The organism is Pseudomonas sp. AFG_SD02_1510_Pfu_092 (genome assembly GCF_003331055.1).
GTDB lineage: Bacteria > Pseudomonadota > Gammaproteobacteria > Pseudomonadales > Pseudomonadaceae > Aquipseudomonas.
In genome coordinates this window covers 55,452-71,039 of the sequence record NZ_PUQD01000020.1, presented here as the reverse complement: position 1 = coordinate 71,039, position 15,588 = coordinate 55,452, and the positions used below count along the sequence as shown (strand labels likewise).

The window sequence follows — 15,588 nt, the reverse complement described above, 5'->3', positions numbered from 1 at the left end:
CTTGCCCGCTCCCACATGGGCTGCGTATGCCTCGGGCTTGCGCTGAAACCTGTGGGAGCTGGCTTGCCGGCGATGGGGCGCAGCGCCCCCAAAAGCGGACTTTCAGGTCAACTCCGATCCGCGCCCAGCCCAGACGCGGCGCGGGATGCAACATGAAGCCCTTTGGTCCGCGACTTGATGCCACTTCATATGCCAGCGGCGAATCAATCGGTTAGAATGCCCCCCCAACTCACCCCGATCCTTGAGGACCGCCATGTTCAGCCGTGATTTGACCATTGCCAAGTACGACGCCGAGCTCTTCGAAGCCATGCAGCAAGAAGCTCTGCGCCAGGAAGAGCATATCGAGCTGATCGCTTCGGAAAACTACACCAGCCCGGCAGTCATGGAAGCCCAGGGCTCGGTCCTGACCAACAAGTACGCCGAAGGCTACCCGGGCAAGCGCTACTACGGTGGTTGCGAGTACGTCGACGTTGTCGAGCAACTGGCCATCGACCGCGCCAAGCAGCTGTTCGGCGCCGACTACGCCAACGTTCAGCCGCACGCCGGCTCCCAGGCCAACGCCGCTGTCTACCTGGCCCTGCTGTCGGCCGGTGACACCATTCTGGGCATGAGCCTGGCCCACGGTGGCCACCTGACCCACGGTGCTTCGGTAAGCTCCTCGGGCAAGCTGTACAACGCCATCCAGTACGGCATCGACGGCAACGGCCTGATCGACTACGACGAAGTCGAGCGCCTGGCTGTCGAGCACAAGCCGAAGATGATCGTTGCCGGCTTCTCGGCCTACTCGCAGGTTCTGGACTTCGCCCGCTTCCGCGCCATCGCCGACAAGGTCGGTGCCTACCTGTTCGTCGACATGGCCCACGTTGCCGGCCTGGTTGCCGCTGGCGTCTACCCTAACCCGGTACCGTTCGCCGACGTGGTCACCACCACCACCCACAAGACCCTGCGCGGCCCGCGCGGCGGCCTGATCCTCGCTCGCAAGAACGAAGAGATCGAGAAGAAGCTGAACTCCGCCGTATTCCCGGGCGCCCAGGGTGGCCCGCTGGAGCACGTCATCGCAGCCAAGGCCATCTGCTTCAAGGAAGCCCTGCAGCCTGAGTTCAAGGCTTACCAGCAGCAAGTGGTGAAGAACGCCCAGGCCATGGCCAGCGTGTTCATCGAGCGCGGTTTCGATGTGGTTTCCGGTGGCACCCAGAACCACCTGTTCCTGCTGTCGCTGATCAAGCAGGAAATCTCCGGCAAGGACGCTGACGCGGCCCTGGGCAAAGCGTTCATCACCGTTAACAAGAACTCGGTACCGAACGACCCACGCTCCCCGTTCGTCACCTCGGGCCTGCGTTTCGGCACCCCAGCCGTGACCACCCGTGGTTTCAAGGAAGCCGAGTGCCGCGAGCTGGCTGGCTGGATCTGCGACATCCTGGCCGACCTGAACAACGAAGCGGTGATCGATGCCGTGCGTGAGAAGGTCAAGGCCATCTGCAAGAAGCTGCCGGTTTACGGCAACTGATTGGCGCTTGCCTGAAGTGAAGAAGCCCGGCCTAGTGCCGGGCTTCTTCGTTTTCCGGACTCGAACCCTGTGGGAGCGGGCGCGCCCGCGAAGCAGACCACGCGGTGGGTGGCACCGGCTGCGCCGGTGTTCGCGGGCACGCCCGCTCCCACAGGTTATGATTGCGCTCCTTCCTTTTGCACACAGGCCGTACCTTGACCAGAGAGCAACTCGAAACCCGGCAAATCCCCCTCTACTTCGCCGCCGTGCTCGCCGCTGTCGCCTTCGGCCTGCTGGCCAGCGACACCGCACGCCACCTGGAAGCCCTGGTCACCCCGGCCATCGCCGTGCTGATGTACGCGATGTTCCTGCAAATCCCCTTCCTCGACCTGCGCCAGGGCCTTGGCAACCGCCGCTTCATCGCCGCCCTGCTGCTGGCCAACTTCGTCCTCGTGCCGCTGCTGGTGTGGGCCATCACCCGCGGTCTGGTCGAGCACCCGGCCATCCTGGTGGGCGCGCTGCTGGTGCTGCTCACCCCGTGCATCGATTACGTCGTGGTGTTCACCCATATCGGCAAAGGCGACGCCCGCCTGACCCTGGCCGCCACCCCCGTGCTGCTGTTGCTGCAACTGGTGCTACTGCCGCTCTACCTGGCGCTGATGCTGGGTGACAGCAGCAGCGTGGCGATCTCGATCCAGCCGTTCGTGCAGGCCTTTTTGCTGCTGATCGTGCTGCCGATGGCCCTGGCTGTGCTCACCAGCGCCCGGGCCCGTCGCTCGCCTGCGATTGCAGCCTGGAACGTCGCCTGGGCATGGCTGCCGGTACCGGCGATGGCCGTGGTACTGATGGTGGTGATCGCCTCGCAGATTGCCGTGGTACTGCAGGGTTTCGACCGATTGCTGCCGGTGATCCCGGTGTACATCGGCTTCATGCTGCTGGCGCCGGTGCTCGGCGTGCTCTCGGCGCGCCTGCTGCGCTTGCCGGCCACCGCAGCACGCTCGGTAACCTTCAGCGCCGCCACGCGCAACTCGCTGGTGGTGCTGCCGCTGGCGCTGGCCTTGCCGGAAGCGCTGCGCGGCTTGGCGGCGGCAGCCGTGATCACCCAGACCTTGCTGGAGCTGGTGGGGGAGCTGATCTACGTAAAGGCTGTGCCACGGCTGCTGCGCTGAACCGCTGACGCCGGCCATTACAGTTCACGGGTGCTCGGCGCACACGGCAAACACCTGCACTTCGACCAGATAACCCTCGCCCAGGTCGGCGCCAACGCAGGCCCGTGCCGGTTTGGCGCAACCCTGCAGCCAGGCGTCATACACCTCGTTCACCCGGTCGAAGTGCCGGTAGTCGGCGATCCACAGCTGAACCCGGGTCAACTGGTCCTTGGCCACCCTGGCCTCAGCCATCAGCCTGTCGATCGTATTCAGCGCCTGGCGTAACTGCCCCTGCACATCCTGTTGCAGATCGTCCGCGACCACGCCGGCCGTTTCGAACAGGCCCCGGTAGCTGACCGCCAACGACATTCGCTGGCCTACCCCATATCGCTTGATCATGGCCTTACCCCCTCATCCCATCTGGTTGATGCACACGACTTTGGGCTGGGTCATGTCCTCGTAAGCGAACCGCACCCCCTCACGCCCAAGGCTTCCATACTTGGAGCCACCGAACGGCATGGCATCGAAGCGGTAGTCGGAGGAGTCATTGATCATCACCCCGCCGGCCTCGATGCGCTTCGCCAGGCTAAGCGCCAAGGACAAATCACTGGTGAACACACCGGCATGCAAGCTGTACTCCGGGGCGTTGGCCAGGGCTACCGCTTGTTCGATGTTCTCGAAGGGCGCCAGCATCACCACCGGGGCGAATACTTCTTCGCGCCACAAGCGGCTGGCAGGGTCCACGCCTTCCAGCACCGTCGGCGCATAGCTCGCCCCTTGGCGCTTGTGGCCGCAGAGCAGGCGAGCGCCGCCTTGCAGGGCCTGGTCGACACGCTCTTCGATGTGCCGGGCAGCGGCTTCGCTGATCATCGGCCCCATGTCGGTTTCGCGCAGGCTCGGGTCACCCAGCACCATCGCCTGGGTCAGGGCAACGAAGCGCTGGCGAAACGCTTCGTAGATCGAAGCGTCGACCAGGATGCGCTGGGTGCCGATGCAGTTCTGCCCGGCAGCCCAGAACGCACCCGAAACGCAAGATTCGACAGTGGCCTCGAGGTCGCAGTCCTTGAGCGCCAGCACCGGTGCGTTGCCGCCCAGGTCCATGGCGAGCTTCTTCAGCCCGGCCCCATGGGCAATCTGCTCGCCTGTGGCGAAGCCGCCCGTGAAGGAAATCATGCGCACTTCACGCACGGCGACCAGCGCCTTGCCCAACTCGGCGCCCCCGGTGGCTACGCTGACAACGGCTTCGGGCAGCCCTGCATCGGTGAGGTACTGCACCAGTTTGAGCGCCGAAAGCGGGGCCAGCTCCGAGGGTTTGAGGATGACCGCATTACCGCCGGCAATGGCCGGCCCCAGCTTGTGCGCCACCAGATTGAGCGGGTCGTTATAGGGCGTGATCGCCAGGATCAGCCCCAACGGCTCACGGGTGAACCAGCCTTGGCGCGATTCGGAGCCTTCGTAGGCATCGAACGGCACCACTTCACCCGCGTTGCGCCGGGCTTCCTCGGCCGACAGCTTGAGCGTGTTGATGCAGCGTTTTACTTCCTTTTCGGCCTGGCGCAGGGTCTTGCCCGCTTCATCGACAATCAGGCCGGCGAAATCTGCAGCATCGCGTTCGATCAGGCGGGCGGCCTGTTCAAGAATGCTGGCACGTCGATGCCGGGGCAGCGCGGCACTTTCGCGCACACCCTGGCGGGCCCGGCTGAGCAGGCCTGGCACTGCGTCAGCGGCAAGATTGGCGACACTGCCGACCAGGCTGCCGTCGAAGGGGCTGTACACATCGATCAAGGTGGGTTGCTGCACGGTAACCCGGGGCACGGAAGTCAGGTTCATGAGCATTGCTCCTCAGGCCGTGCGGCCAGCGGTGTGGATGGCGACGATATCCGACAGCAGGGCAAAGGCCGTTTCCACACGCCCCGCACCTGGGCCGGACACCGTCACGGCGCCCAGCAACTCGGTGTCGAACGCAACCGCATTGGTGGCACCGGAAATACCCGCCAGCGGATGGTTGCCAGGCAGCAGACGCGCTTCAACGCTGGCCCGCACCGAACCATCGGTTTCACGGCTGGCGCTGCCGATCAGTTTCCAACGCTGGCCCGCCGCCTGCGCTTGCTCGATAGCCGCACTGTCGAGGCTGCTGATGCCGCTGCAGGTGACATCGCTGACCTGCAGGCAAGCGCCGAGCAGTTCGTTGGCAAGAATCACCACTTTCAGGCGCACGTCATGCCCTTCCACATCGGCGCTCGGGTCTGCCTCGGCGTAGCCCAGCGCTTGTGCCTGGGCCACCGCGTCGGCAAAGCCAAGCCCCTCTTCCATGCGCGTCAGGACATAGTTCGAGGTGCCGTTGAGGATACCCTCGAACCCGACCAGGCCTGCACCGGCCAAGGTCTGGCGCGCCATGCGCAGCACCGGCGTACCGCTCATCACAGCGCCTTCGTACTCGAACCACACGCCATTGGCCTTGGCCAACGCCTTCAACGCCTGGGCATGCAGGGCAATCGGCCCCTTGTTGGTGGTGACCACATGCTTGCCCGCCTCCAGTGCCCAACGGCAGAAGGTGGCTGCCGGTTCACCGTCGGTGGGGTTGGTGAAGGTGGCCTCGGCGATGATGTCGGCGCCCGACTGCTTGATCACCGCCTCGTTGAACGCCTCAGCCGAGCCTTGCGGGATCTGCGCCAGTGCGCCCTTCTGTGCTGGCAGCGCAGCCAGCATGGCCGCGTCCAGGCCATCGCGGTCGATCACCGAGCCCAGGAACAGGTCGGTGACGCCAACGATCTTCAGGCCAAAACCCAGCTCTTGCTGCCAGCGCGCATTGCGTTCGGCGATCAGTTGGGCCAGGGCACGGTTCACGCCGCCAAAGCCAACGAGTGCGATCTTGTATTCGGTCATGGTTTGCTGTCCTTCCAGGCGATTGGTCGATGAGGACAAGCCTAAGAGCCGGGCAATGCCAGTTGAATATGGCAATCCGCTGTATTTATTGGCCAATCTGGCCAGTGCCCGATGCACGCCTAGCAGCCCGCGCAATGCACAACGCCGCCAGGGCACAGGCCCAGGCGGCGTTGTTGTATGGAGGGTTGTCAGGTGCCAGGACGCGGTTCAGATCACCGTGGCCAGCACGAACGAAGTCACGGTGTTCTCGACCCCGGGCATGGCGGCAATTTCCTTCCATACGTGATGCACCCGCTCCGGGCTGGAGGCCTCGACGCGCAACAGCAGGTCGAACTCACCGCTGAGCACCTCACACTGGATCACCTCGGGGATCTGGCGCAGGGCATCGAGCACCGCTTCACCGCGCATGCGGTCGTAGCGGTAGACGAAGACCACCGCGTTGATCAACGACGTCGGCCTTCGCCCTTCACCAATGCGCAAGGTGTAGCCCTGGATCGCTCCGTCACGTTCCAGGCGCTCGATGCGCTGGCGTACCGCATTGCGCGACAGGTTCACTTTCAGCCCCAGCTCTGCATGGGCGATGCGCGCATTGGCAGTGAGTTCGGCGAGAATGCGCTCGTCCAGCGGGTCGAGGATGCGTTTCATCGCCTTGCCTGCAACTGGGCCAGTAATTCATGAACGCCCGCCAGGTCCTCGGGCGCCAGCAGCGGCGCGCCTGCGGTGCCAACGACGCTGGCCGGCACATCGCCGTGCCAGGCCCCCAGCTCCGCCAGCAAGGCAGCGGACTTTTCCGGGGCAAACTGCCCCAACGTGACGATCGGCGCGCCAATGTTGCGCCGGTGCAGGCGCCCGGCGAACGCCCCGGTTGCCGCATGCGGGTCTACCGCAGCACCGGTTTCCTGGAACAGCGTGACGATTTCTTCGCGGATCAGCGCGTCGTCCACGGCATACGAGTCGAACAGCATGCGCGCATGCAGCCACTGGCGGTTGCCGATGCTCAGCTCGCCGCAGTCCTCGAAGTGCTCCATCAATGCCTTGGTCGCCGCGCCGTCGCGGTCATACAACTCCCAGACGAAGCGCTCCAGGTTGGAGAACAGCGAGAAGTCCATGACCGGCGACAAGGTCTGGCTGGTTGAGCCACGGCTGTAGCGGTTGCAGTGAATGAACCGATGCAAGGCGTCGTTGCGGTTGGTGGAAACAATGATCTGGTTGATCGGCAGGCCCATCTTCTGGGCGATGAACCCCGCGTAGATCTCGGCAAAACTGGCCGTGGGAATGCTGAAACCCACTGGCCGTATGCCCCCGCCCAACTGCAGCGCCGCGTGGAAATAGAACACGATCTGCGCCAGCACGCCGACCCAGTTGGTCGAGTTGAAGCTGACCGGAATCAGCCCTGGGCACGGCCATGCACGCAACAGCGCCGACACCAGCGACTGGCAGTCATCGAAGCTGCCATCCACGGCCACGCAACTGACGCTTTCGCAAGCGGCACTGCGCATCACTGCGGCCCGGTCGGGCGGTGTTCCGGCGTTGGGGTACAGCGCTAGCAGGCGTGCCGTCGGGCAATGGCGCAAGGCCTCGATGGCCGCCACCGCCGTATCGCCGTTGCTGGCACCGACCAGCATGACCCGTTCGCAATCGGCCCCCAGGAAATGACGGATGAGCCGCGCCTGCAACTGCGCGGCAAAGTCCTTGGAGGAGCGGGTTGGCCCGTGAAACAGCTGCAGGATCCATTCGTTATGGCCGATCTGCTGCAACGGCGCGATGCCCCGGTGCCTGAACCCGCGGTAGCTGTCGCTGACCAGCGCCCTGAGGGTCGGCTCGTCGAGGGTGTCACCGACAAACGGCGCCATCACCCGCCAGGCCAGTTCATCGAACGGCAGCCAGGACCAGCTGGCGATTTCCTGCTGGCTGAACGTTGGCACCGCCGTCGGCACGTAAAGCCCGCCATCCGCGGCCAGCCCGGAAAGCAGCGCCGTGCGGAAATCTACCCGTATCTCGTTGCCGCGCGTGGATGTGTACTGCATCGGTGCTCCAGGAATGTATTGAATTAACGGTGAGCCATCGCCACCAACCAGTGGCTGAAGGCCTGGGCATCGCTGGACAACGCCTCACCCAGGCCGCGTACCAGGTAGAACGACTCGCTCGCCTCGATACGCTGGGTAAAAGGCGCGACCAGCCGCCCCTCCTGCAGCAAGTCCTCGACCAGCGACGAGCGTGCCAGCGCCACCCCAAGCCCCAACTCCGCCATGCGCAAGGTGGCCACCAGCGTGTCGAACTGCAGGCCGCTGGAGGAATCCACCTGTTCGGCGCCAACCCGCTCCAGCCAGTAGCCCCAGCCCTCCTCGTAACCCAGCACATGCAGCAGCGGTACACCGGCCAGGTCACGCGGATCGCGCAATGGGGCGTCAGCGATCAGCGCCGGCGAACAGACCGGCACCAGCACATCGCGGGTCAGGCGCTGCGCTTCCACGCCGGCCCACTGGCCACTGCCCCAGCGGATTTCCAGGTCGTCTTCGGCATCCAGCTCCTTGACCCACAGGTTGCTGATGTAGCGGATGTCCACCTGCGGGTGAGCACGCCGAAAGTCGGCCAGGCGAGGTGCCAGCCAGAAGTGCAGGAACGACAGGCTGCCGCGCACTTTCAGCGGCCGACGCTGGCGTTGCCCGAAAATTTCATTGGTGCCTACGGCCAGGCGGCTTATCGCATCCTGCACCACTGGCAGGTAGGACTGCCCCTCTTCGGTCAGCCCCAGGCCTCGGGGCAAACGCTTGAACAGCGCCACCCCCAGTTGGCATTCCAGGTGGCGGATCTGCTGGCTCACAGCCCCCTGGGTAAGGTGCAGCTCCTCGGCTGCGTGGGTGAAGTTCAGGTAACGCGCCGACACTTCGAAGGCTCTGAGCCAATTCAAGGGGGGCAGGGATTTCTGGGTCATCGGCGGTTTCTCGTGGCAACGTTCCGGTGGCCTAGTATCACCCCGCTCAGGCGGCCTCGGAACCTGACGCCACAACTTGCAGCGGCAGCGGGCGACGCGCGCGGTACTTGCGGGTCAGCCAGTACGCCAGGTAGCACCAGGCGATGAAGGGCAAACCGAAATACAGGGCCACGCGCTGCGCCGGGTCGAAGGCGATGCCGACGCAGGCCAGTACGCAGCAGGCAATCGCTGCCAGCGGCACGAACGGGTAGCCGCGTACGCGGAACTTCAGGTCTTCGAGCTTGCCGCCATTGGCCAGGTAGTGGCGACGGAAGGCCATCTGGCTGACCGCGATGCTGATCCACACCACCACCACCGCCAGCCCGGAAATGGACACCAGCGCGAGGTAGATGGTGTCGGGGGCAAACACGCCGCTCAGCAGCGAAGCCATGCCACCCGCCATGCTCAGGACGATGGCGTTGAACGGTGTGCCGCGGCGCGACAGCGCGGCATAGCGGCGTGGCATGTTGCCTTGGTCACTCAGGGTCCAGAGCATGCGGGCGGCAGCGTAAAGGCCGGAGTTGGCGGCGGACAACAGCGCGGTGATGATGACGAAGTTCATGATGTCCGCCGCGTAGGGGATACCAATCATTGCAAAGACCATCACGAACGGGCTCTCCACCACACCGGCCTGTTCACGCGGCAGCAATGTGGCGAGGACGAAGATGGTGCCGACGAAGAACAGTGCCAGACGCAGTACGGTGGTACGGATGGCCTTGGGCACGTTCTTTTCCGGGTCGCGGGTTTCGCCTGCGGCAATGCCGATCAGCTCAGTACCGGAGAAGGCGAAGGCCACTGCCAGCAGGGTCATGGCAATCGACCAGAAGCCGGTGGGAAACAGCCCTTCACGGGTGAAGTTGCCCAGCCCGACGCTGTGCGCCTGGGTAATTTCGAAGACGCCGAGGATTGCCCCACCGCCCACCACCAGGAAGGCAACCACCGCCAGCACCTTGATCAGTGACAGCCAGAATTCGGTTTCGGCAAACGAGCGCACCGAAATGATATTGCTGAAAAACACCGCCAACCCGAACAGCGCACTCCATAGCCACACGGGCGTGTCGGGGAACCAGCGCACCATGAGGATGCCGGCGGCGGTGAATTCCGAGCCGATGGCCACGGTCCAGGTCAGCCAGTACATCCAGGCCACCATGTAGCCGGTGCCCGGCCCGATGTAGCGCGTGGCGTAACTGCTGAACGAGCCGACTTCCGGCATGTGTACCGCCAGTTCACCCAGGCACATCATCACCAGGTAGACCATGATCGCGCCAAGGATGTAGGCAATCACCGCCCCCAGCGGCCCCGCCTGGTTGACGGTGTAGCCCGAGGTCAGAAACAGGCCGGTACCAATGACACCGCCCAGCGCCAGCATGACGATGTGGCGGGTTTGCATATCCTGCTTGAAGCCATGCGCAGAAGCATTTCTCGTTGTAGTTGTGTGCAGGGACATTGTGGTTTTCTCATGAAAGTTGGCGGGCAAGGACGTTGCAACGACCTCGTCTTGGCAGAGCGAAGCGAATTGCCTTGCATATTGTTTTTGTTCGACTTCATGAACGGGCGCACACCGCAACGGGTGGGCGCCACGCGCCTGCCTCAGGCCTGGACCTGGCCCCGGCAGGCGTACGCGTCACCGTGCAGATCCGTTGCTGCGGCCAACTCCTGACGCACCGATGCACAGGCCTGTGCCAGGTCTGCCAGCAGGTCCTCGGTGTCCTCGATGCCCACCGAAATGCGCACCAGCCCCTCGGAGATACCGAGGGCCAGGCGTTCTTCGAGGGTGTTCTCCACATGGCTGGTGGTGCGCGCCGGGCCATAGATGGTCTCGACCGCGCCCAGGTTGCCGGCCCGATGGGCGTACTTCAGGCGCGGCAACAGACGCGCCACGGTGGGCATGCCGCCCTTGAGCACGAAGCTGACGATGGCGCCGAAGCCGCGCATCTGCGCCTTGGCGATCGCATGGCCCGGGTGCCCGGGCAAGCCGGGGTAATTGACCGCCTCGACCAGCGGTTCGCTGCTCAGGTAATGCGCCAGCGCCTGGGCACTGGCCTGTTGCTGACGCAAGCGCAGGGCCAGGGTCTTGATACCGCGGATGATCAGGTAGGCGGAAAACGGGTCCAGCGACGCACCGTTGATCTCGCGGTAGTGGCGCACCTGCGCCATCAACGGCTCGGCACCACACACCACCCCACCCAGCACATCACCGTGCCCGGAGAGAAACTTGGTGGCGCTGTGCACCACCACATCCACACCCAGGGCCAACGGGTTCTGGTTAAGCGGGGTGGCGAAGGTGTTGTCGGCCACCACCACGGCGCCGGCCTGCCGGGCGGCGGCGCTCAGGCGCTGGATATCCAGAACCTTCAAGGTCGGGTTGGTCGGGGTTTCCAGGTACAGCAGGTCGCAGCCGGCGGCGATCTCGCGCTCCAGCGCCTCGGTGTCGAGGGTGTCGCACAGGCACACCTGCACGCCCATGCGCGGCAGGAACTCTTCGAAGATTTTGTTGGTGCCGCCGTAGCTGTCGCGGGTCGACACCACCCGCTTGCCGTTGCTGAGGAAGGTATGCAGCACGGCACTGATCGCCGCCATGCCGCTGCTGAAGGCCACGGCCGACTCGGCCTGCTCCAGCTCGCACAGCTTGGCTTCCAGTGTGGCGACCGTCGGGTTGCTCATGCGGCTGTAGATGTAACCCGGCAACTTGCCCTGGGCCACGTCGTACCAGGCGTCGATGTCGTTGTAGCCGTAGGCGGCACTGACCACGATCGGGGTCTGGGTAGCGTTGTACGGGTGCTGCACCTGCTCCCCGCCCCACACCACGCGCGTACCGATACCGGCCGCTGCATTGCCCGCGATTTTCTCTTTGTTGTTCATATCCGCTTCCCGCACCGCTGAGTTGTGTAGGCCGATTCGGCCTCGGCTTTCAGCGACTATAGGGGCATGGCGGGGGGCCTGAAAAACGATGGAATCCGGGTCTGAGTGGCGTTTTTTTTAATGGCTGGGACCAGGCGCAAACCGCCCGGCCCCTTCGAGAACTCACGCCAGATTGCGCTTCAGCTCAGCGATGTGCTCCGGGCCGATGCCACAGCAGCCACCAATCATGCTGGCACCGCGCTTGCGCCAGTCCGTGGCCCAGGCCAGGTAGCCCGGCGGGTCGAGGTCTTCGCGCAGCTCATCCAGGCCGTCGTTGGCGGTGGCTTCCTTCGGCTGCGGCGGGAAGGCGTTGGCGTAGGCGCCAATGGCGATGTCGGCATCGTGCTGCTCGATCACCGCGCGCGCTACATCGACCGCGGCACCAATCACCTCGGGCTGGCTGCAGTTGAACAGCACGGCACCCGCCCCCAGGCCGACCACGGCGGCGATGGCATCGGCCACCGGCTCGCCGGAACGCAGGCGCGGGGTGGCGTCGACATCTTCATCCTGCAAGGTGAACGACACCCAGAATGGCTTGCCGTCTGCCGGCAGGTGGGCGTGGATGGCCTGCACTTCGGCAACCGAACTCTGGGTTTCTGCCAGCCACAGGTCAACGTAAGGGGCCAGGCCCTGCAGCAGCGGGGTCAGCACTTGCTCGACGCGCTCGGGCTGGAACAGGTCTGGGCGGTAGGAGCCAAACAGCGGTGGCAGCGAACCGGCCACCTTGACCGGGTGTGCGCCGGCATCGGCGGCATGACGCGCCAGCTGGCCGGCGATTGTGGCCAACTGGCGCCCTTCGTTGGCGAAACGTTCCTCGCCGATGTGGAACGGCACCACTGCGTAGCTGTTGCTGGTGATCACCTGGGCACCGGCGGTGATGAACGCTGCGTGCACACCGACCACGGCCTCTGGCGCCTCGCTCAGTGCCAGCGCCGACCATTCAGGCTGACGAAACGGCGCGCCGCTGCGCTGCAGCTCACGGCCCATGCCACCGTCGAGAATCACCATCGCTCGCTGTTTCATATAACTACTCTGAAGGTTGATATGAATAAAATTCATTATGAGGGAAACATTTATAACTATTAAATACACTTTCTCTCTTTCGGCCAACTTTTCAGGTATGTACATGCGCTTCTCTACTGTGCTCGGTGCGGGCCTCGTGCTGCTCGCAACTGCTTCCCAGGCCTTCGCCGGCGCCACACTGGAGCGGGTTGAATCGCGCAAGGAACTGGTCAACGTGCTGATGGAAAGCTACCCGCCGTTTTCCTTCCTCAACGCGCAGAACCAGCTGGACGGTTTCGACGTGGATGTCGCCAAGGCCGTGGCCGACAAGCTCGGCGTCAAGCTGCGCCTGGAAACCCCGTCGTGGGATGTAATCGCCGCGGGCCGCTGGAGCGGCCGCTACGACATCTGCATCTGCTCGATGACCCCAAGCAAGGCCCGCGCCGAAGTGTTCGATTTCCCGGTGGAGTACTACGCATCGCCTGCGGTGATCGTGGTCAACGCCAACGATGAGCGCATCCACGGCGCCAAGGACCTGGACGGCCGCAAGGTGGGCCTGACCAGTGCCTCGAGCTACGAGAGCTACCTGAACAAGAACCTGGTGATCGAAGGCAACGAAGAGCAGAAGCTCGACTACCCGTTCGACTTCGTGCAGATCGCGCCGTACGACACCGACAACGTCGCCTTCCAGGACCTGGGCCTGGGCGCGGGCGTGCGCCTGGATGCGATCCTCACCAACCTGGTGACCGCGCAGCCGCGCCTGGACCAGGACAAGCGCTTCAAGCTGGCCGGCGCGCCGCTGTATGAAGAGCCGAATTCGGTGGCCATCGAAAAGGGCGACCCCGAGTGGGATGCCAAGGTGCGCCAGGTATTCGCCGAGCTGAAAGCTGACGGCACCCTGGCCAAGCTGTCGCAGAAGTGGATTGGCGCCGATATCAGCAAATGAGCACCTTCCCGTCCCCCAAGCCCGTGGTCAAAGCCACGGGCGCCGGCCTGCTGGGCTTTCGCACGCGGTTGCTGCTGACCTGGCTGGCGCTGTTCGGCCTGTTCGTTGCGTTTTTCCTCAGCTTCGACCTGAAGTTCGCGATCATTCTGGAGAAGTTTCCCAACCTCGCCGGCTTCAAGCTGGGGCCCAACGGCTTTCTGCAAGGCGCGGCGCTGACCCTGTTCCTGTGTTTGTGCTCGATGCTGGTGTCGGTGCTGTTCGGCTTTGCCGCGGCGCTGGCGCGGTTGTCGAACAGTGCGGTGCTGGTGGGGGTCGCCAGCTTCTACACCTCGTTCTTTCGCGGTACACCGCTGCTGATCCAGATTCTGCTGATCTACCTGGGGTTGCCGCAGCTGGGCCTGGTCCCGGGTGCGATCAGCGCCGGCATCATCGCCTTGTCGCTGAACTACGGGGCGTACCTGAGCGAGATCTTCCGCGCTGGCATCCTCGGCGTCGCGCGCGGGCAGCGTGAAGCCGCACTGGCGCTGGGCATGCGCACGCCGCAGATCTTCTGGCATATCGTGCTGCCGCAAGCCATGCGGGTGATCATCCCGCCCACGGCCAACCAGTTCATCTCGATGCTCAAGGATTCATCGCTGATCTCGGTGATGGGGGTGTGGGAGGTGATGTTCCTGGCGCAGTCGTACGGGCGCTCGAGCTACCGCTACCTGGAGATGCTGACCACGGCGGCGGTGATCTACTGGGTGCTGTCGATTCTGCTGGAGCTGGTGCAGGCGCGGCTGGAACGGCATTTCGGCAAGGCTTACCAGCGCTAAGGCCTCAGCCGAACTGGCTCGGCCTTTGTGGGAGCGGGCGCGCCCGCGAACACCGGCGCAGCCGGTGCCAGCCACCGCGTCGCCTGCTTCGCGGGTGAACCCGCTCCCACAGGATTTGTGTGGCCTTTGGGCCTTGTGCAGTACCTGTGCGAGCAACTGTCTTGCTCAATCTTTAAATACTGGCGCAATCCCTGTGGGAGCGGCTTTAGCCGCGAACACCGGCGCAGCCGGTGCCAGCCACCGCGTCGCCTGCTTCGCGGGTGAACCCGCTCCCACAAAATTTGTGTGGCCTTTGGGCCTTGTGCAATACCTGTGGAAGCAACTGTTTTGCTCAATCTTTAATACTGGCGCCAACTCTGTGGGAGCGGGCGAGCCCGCGAACACCGGCGCAGCCGGTGCCAGCCACCGCACCGCATGCTTCGCGGGCATGCCCGCTCCCACAGCGCTACAGCGCTTTCATCTCACCGATATCCCGCGCCACCTGATCGGCAGACTGGTCGAACATCGCCTGCTCCTGCGCATCCAGCGGCAACTCGATCACCCGCGCCAGCCCCTCTTCTGCCAGTACGCAAGGCACGCCCATGGCAATATCCGTGCGCCCATACTCCCCTTCCAGAATCGCCACCGCCGGCAAAATGCGGTTCCGCCCATTGGCGACCGCATCCACCATCTGCGCAATGGCCACACCCGGGGCATCGCAGGCGCTGCCCAGCTTCTTCAGCCCAAGAATTTCGCCGCCACCCTTGCGCGTGCGCTCGACGATCTGCTCGATTTGCCCAGCAGACAAGAACTGCGACAGCGGCACCGAGCCGATCTGGCAGTAACGCATCAACGGCACCATGCTGTCGCCATGCCCGCCCAGCACCAGCGCGGTGATATCACGGGCGGAAAACCCGGTCTGCTCGGCGATGAAGCACTTCATCCGCGCGGTATCCAGCACACCCGCCTGGCCGAACACCTTGTTGCGCCCCTGCCCGCTGAGGCTCCAGGCGCGATAGGTGAGCACATCGACCGGGTTGGACACCACCAGCACCGTCGCGCTCGGCGCATGCTGCTTGATGTCCGCCATGATGCCGTCGATGATCGGCAGGTTGGTACTGAGCACATCCTGCCGCGACTGGCCGGGCTTGCGCGGCACCCCGGCGGTGATGACCACCAGTTCGGAACCCTGCAGCAAAGCGGCATCGCCCCCGCCATGCACACGGGTATCGGAGCCGGACTCCACCGCCGCCTGCCACACATCCAGCGCCTTGCCCCGGGCCATGTCACCCTGCACATCCATCAGCACCAGCTCACGGCACAACTCTTCCCGGGCGATGATCTGCGCCGCCGCCTCGCCGACCATGCCGGCGCCCACGATAGACAGTTTGTTCACCTGACACCTCCTAGCGGCGCGCGCCACCAGGAACACGCCTGTAATTCAGAAGTAT

At 64.3% G+C, this 15,588-nt stretch carries 14 protein-coding genes; 4 read left to right on the top strand and 10 right to left on the bottom strand.

Annotated elements, in window-relative coordinates; genetic code table 11:
- Positions 1-253 precede the first annotated feature (253 nt).
- Together glyA and C6A77_RS11535 are read left to right on the top strand one after the other, a co-directional pair.
- The gene (glyA, locus tag C6A77_RS11545; RefSeq protein WP_112251928.1) at positions 254-1,507 is read left to right on the top strand and encodes a serine hydroxymethyltransferase; all 1,254 of its coding nucleotides are present in this window, start codon (positions 254-256) and stop codon (positions 1,505-1,507) included.
- A 194-nt stretch (positions 1,508-1,701) separates the two neighbouring features.
- The gene (locus tag C6A77_RS11535) at positions 1,702-2,655 is read left to right on the top strand and encodes a bile acid:sodium symporter (RefSeq protein WP_114169582.1); all 954 of its coding nucleotides are present in this window, start codon (positions 1,702-1,704) and stop codon (positions 2,653-2,655) included.
- A gap of 24 nt (positions 2,656-2,679) precedes the next feature.
- On the opposite strand, the gene C6A77_RS11530 is transcribed toward C6A77_RS11535, so the two are convergent.
- From C6A77_RS11530 to C6A77_RS11490, 9 genes are all read right to left on the bottom strand, one after another.
- Positions 2,680-3,003 carry a RidA family protein gene (locus tag C6A77_RS11530; protein ID WP_114169581.1) on the bottom strand — a complete coding sequence of 108 codons (324 nt, stop codon included), beginning with the start codon at positions 3,001-3,003 and terminating at the stop codon, positions 2,680-2,682.
- A 42-nt stretch (positions 3,004-3,045) separates the two neighbouring features.
- Positions 3,046-4,464: an aldehyde dehydrogenase family protein gene (locus C6A77_RS11525; RefSeq protein WP_114169580.1), complete on the bottom strand. Its 1,419-nt coding sequence runs from the start codon at positions 4,462-4,464 to the stop codon at positions 3,046-3,048.
- A gap of 12 nt (positions 4,465-4,476) precedes the next feature.
- The gene (locus C6A77_RS11520) at positions 4,477-5,520 is read right to left on the bottom strand and encodes a homoserine dehydrogenase (protein ID WP_114169579.1); all 1,044 of its coding nucleotides are present in this window, start codon (positions 5,518-5,520) and stop codon (positions 4,477-4,479) included.
- 207 nt (positions 5,521-5,727) lie between these two features.
- Positions 5,728-6,165: an Lrp/AsnC family transcriptional regulator gene (locus C6A77_RS11515; RefSeq protein WP_114169578.1), complete on the bottom strand. Its 438-nt coding sequence runs from the start codon at positions 6,163-6,165 to the stop codon at positions 5,728-5,730.
- Positions 6,162-7,547 carry a threonine synthase gene (locus tag C6A77_RS11510; protein WP_114169577.1) on the bottom strand — a complete coding sequence of 462 codons (1,386 nt, stop codon included), beginning with the start codon at positions 7,545-7,547 and terminating at the stop codon, positions 6,162-6,164. The genes C6A77_RS11515 and C6A77_RS11510 overlap by 4 nt, the downstream gene beginning before the upstream one ends.
- A gap of 23 nt (positions 7,548-7,570) precedes the next feature.
- Positions 7,571-8,455, bottom strand: coding sequence for a LysR substrate-binding domain-containing protein (locus C6A77_RS11505; RefSeq protein WP_114169576.1), 885 nt, complete (start codon positions 8,453-8,455; stop codon positions 7,571-7,573).
- Positions 8,456-8,501: 46 nt separating this feature from the next.
- Entirely contained in the window at positions 8,502-9,884 is a 1,383-nt protein-coding gene (locus C6A77_RS11500; protein ID WP_114169575.1) for an amino acid permease, read from the bottom strand.
- A 200-nt stretch (positions 9,885-10,084) separates the two neighbouring features.
- The gene (locus C6A77_RS11495) at positions 10,085-11,356 is read right to left on the bottom strand and encodes a cystathionine gamma-synthase family protein (RefSeq protein WP_114169574.1); all 1,272 of its coding nucleotides are present in this window, start codon (positions 11,354-11,356) and stop codon (positions 10,085-10,087) included.
- Positions 11,357-11,518: 162 nt separating this feature from the next.
- The gene (locus C6A77_RS11490; RefSeq protein WP_178082384.1) at positions 11,519-12,403 is read right to left on the bottom strand and encodes a homocysteine S-methyltransferase family protein; all 885 of its coding nucleotides are present in this window, start codon (positions 12,401-12,403) and stop codon (positions 11,519-11,521) included.
- A gap of 118 nt (positions 12,404-12,521) precedes the next feature.
- On the opposite strand from C6A77_RS11490, the gene C6A77_RS11485 reads away from it, so the two are divergent.
- Both C6A77_RS11485 and C6A77_RS11480 read left to right on the top strand, forming a co-directional pair.
- Entirely contained in the window at positions 12,522-13,343 is an 822-nt protein-coding gene (locus tag C6A77_RS11485) for an ABC transporter substrate-binding protein (RefSeq protein WP_114169572.1), read from the top strand.
- On the top strand, positions 13,340-14,158 hold the full coding sequence (locus C6A77_RS11480; RefSeq protein WP_114169571.1) for an amino acid ABC transporter permease: 819 nt from the start codon (positions 13,340-13,342) through the stop codon (positions 14,156-14,158). The genes C6A77_RS11485 and C6A77_RS11480 overlap by 4 nt, the downstream gene beginning before the upstream one ends.
- 445 nt (positions 14,159-14,603) lie before the next feature.
- Here the strand turns inward: C6A77_RS11480 and C6A77_RS11465 are convergent, their stop codons facing one another.
- Positions 14,604-15,533 (bottom strand): malate dehydrogenase, encoded by a 930-nt coding sequence (locus C6A77_RS11465; protein ID WP_114169568.1) that lies wholly within the window; start codon positions 15,531-15,533, stop codon positions 14,604-14,606.
- Positions 15,534-15,588: the final 55 nt, after the last annotated feature.

Coding starts and splice junctions, on each gene's coding strand:
- glyA (WP_112251928.1), top strand. CDS start 254: ATGTTCAGCCGTGATTTGACCATTGCCAAGTACGACGCCGAGCTCTTC.
- C6A77_RS11530 (WP_114169581.1), bottom strand. CDS start 3,003: ATGTCGTTGGCGGTCAGCTACCGGGGCCTGTTCGAAACGGCCGGCGTG.
- C6A77_RS11525 (WP_114169580.1), bottom strand. CDS start 4,464: ATGAACCTGACTTCCGTGCCCCGGGTTACCGTGCAGCAACCCACCTTG.
- C6A77_RS11520 (WP_114169579.1), bottom strand. CDS start 5,520: ATGACCGAATACAAGATCGCACTCGTTGGCTTTGGCGGCGTGAACCGT.
- C6A77_RS11515 (WP_114169578.1), bottom strand. CDS start 6,165: ATGAAACGCATCCTCGACCCGCTGGACGAGCGCATTCTCGCCGAACTC.
- C6A77_RS11510 (WP_114169577.1), bottom strand. CDS start 7,547: ATGCAGTACACATCCACGCGCGGCAACGAGATACGGGTAGATTTCCGC.
- C6A77_RS11505 (WP_114169576.1), bottom strand. CDS start 8,455: ATGACCCAGAAATCCCTGCCCCCCTTGAATTGGCTCAGAGCCTTCGAA.
- C6A77_RS11500 (WP_114169575.1), bottom strand. CDS start 9,884: ATGCAAACCCGCCACATCGTCATGCTGGCGCTGGGCGGTGTCATTGGT.
- C6A77_RS11495 (WP_114169574.1), bottom strand. CDS start 11,356: ATGAACAACAAAGAGAAAATCGCGGGCAATGCAGCGGCCGGTATCGGT.
- C6A77_RS11490 (WP_178082384.1), bottom strand. CDS start 12,403: ATGGTGATTCTCGACGGTGGCATGGGCCGTGAGCTGCAGCGCAGCGGC.
- C6A77_RS11485 (WP_114169572.1), top strand. CDS start 12,522: ATGCGCTTCTCTACTGTGCTCGGTGCGGGCCTCGTGCTGCTCGCAACT.
- C6A77_RS11480 (WP_114169571.1), top strand. CDS start 13,340: ATGAGCACCTTCCCGTCCCCCAAGCCCGTGGTCAAAGCCACGGGCGCC.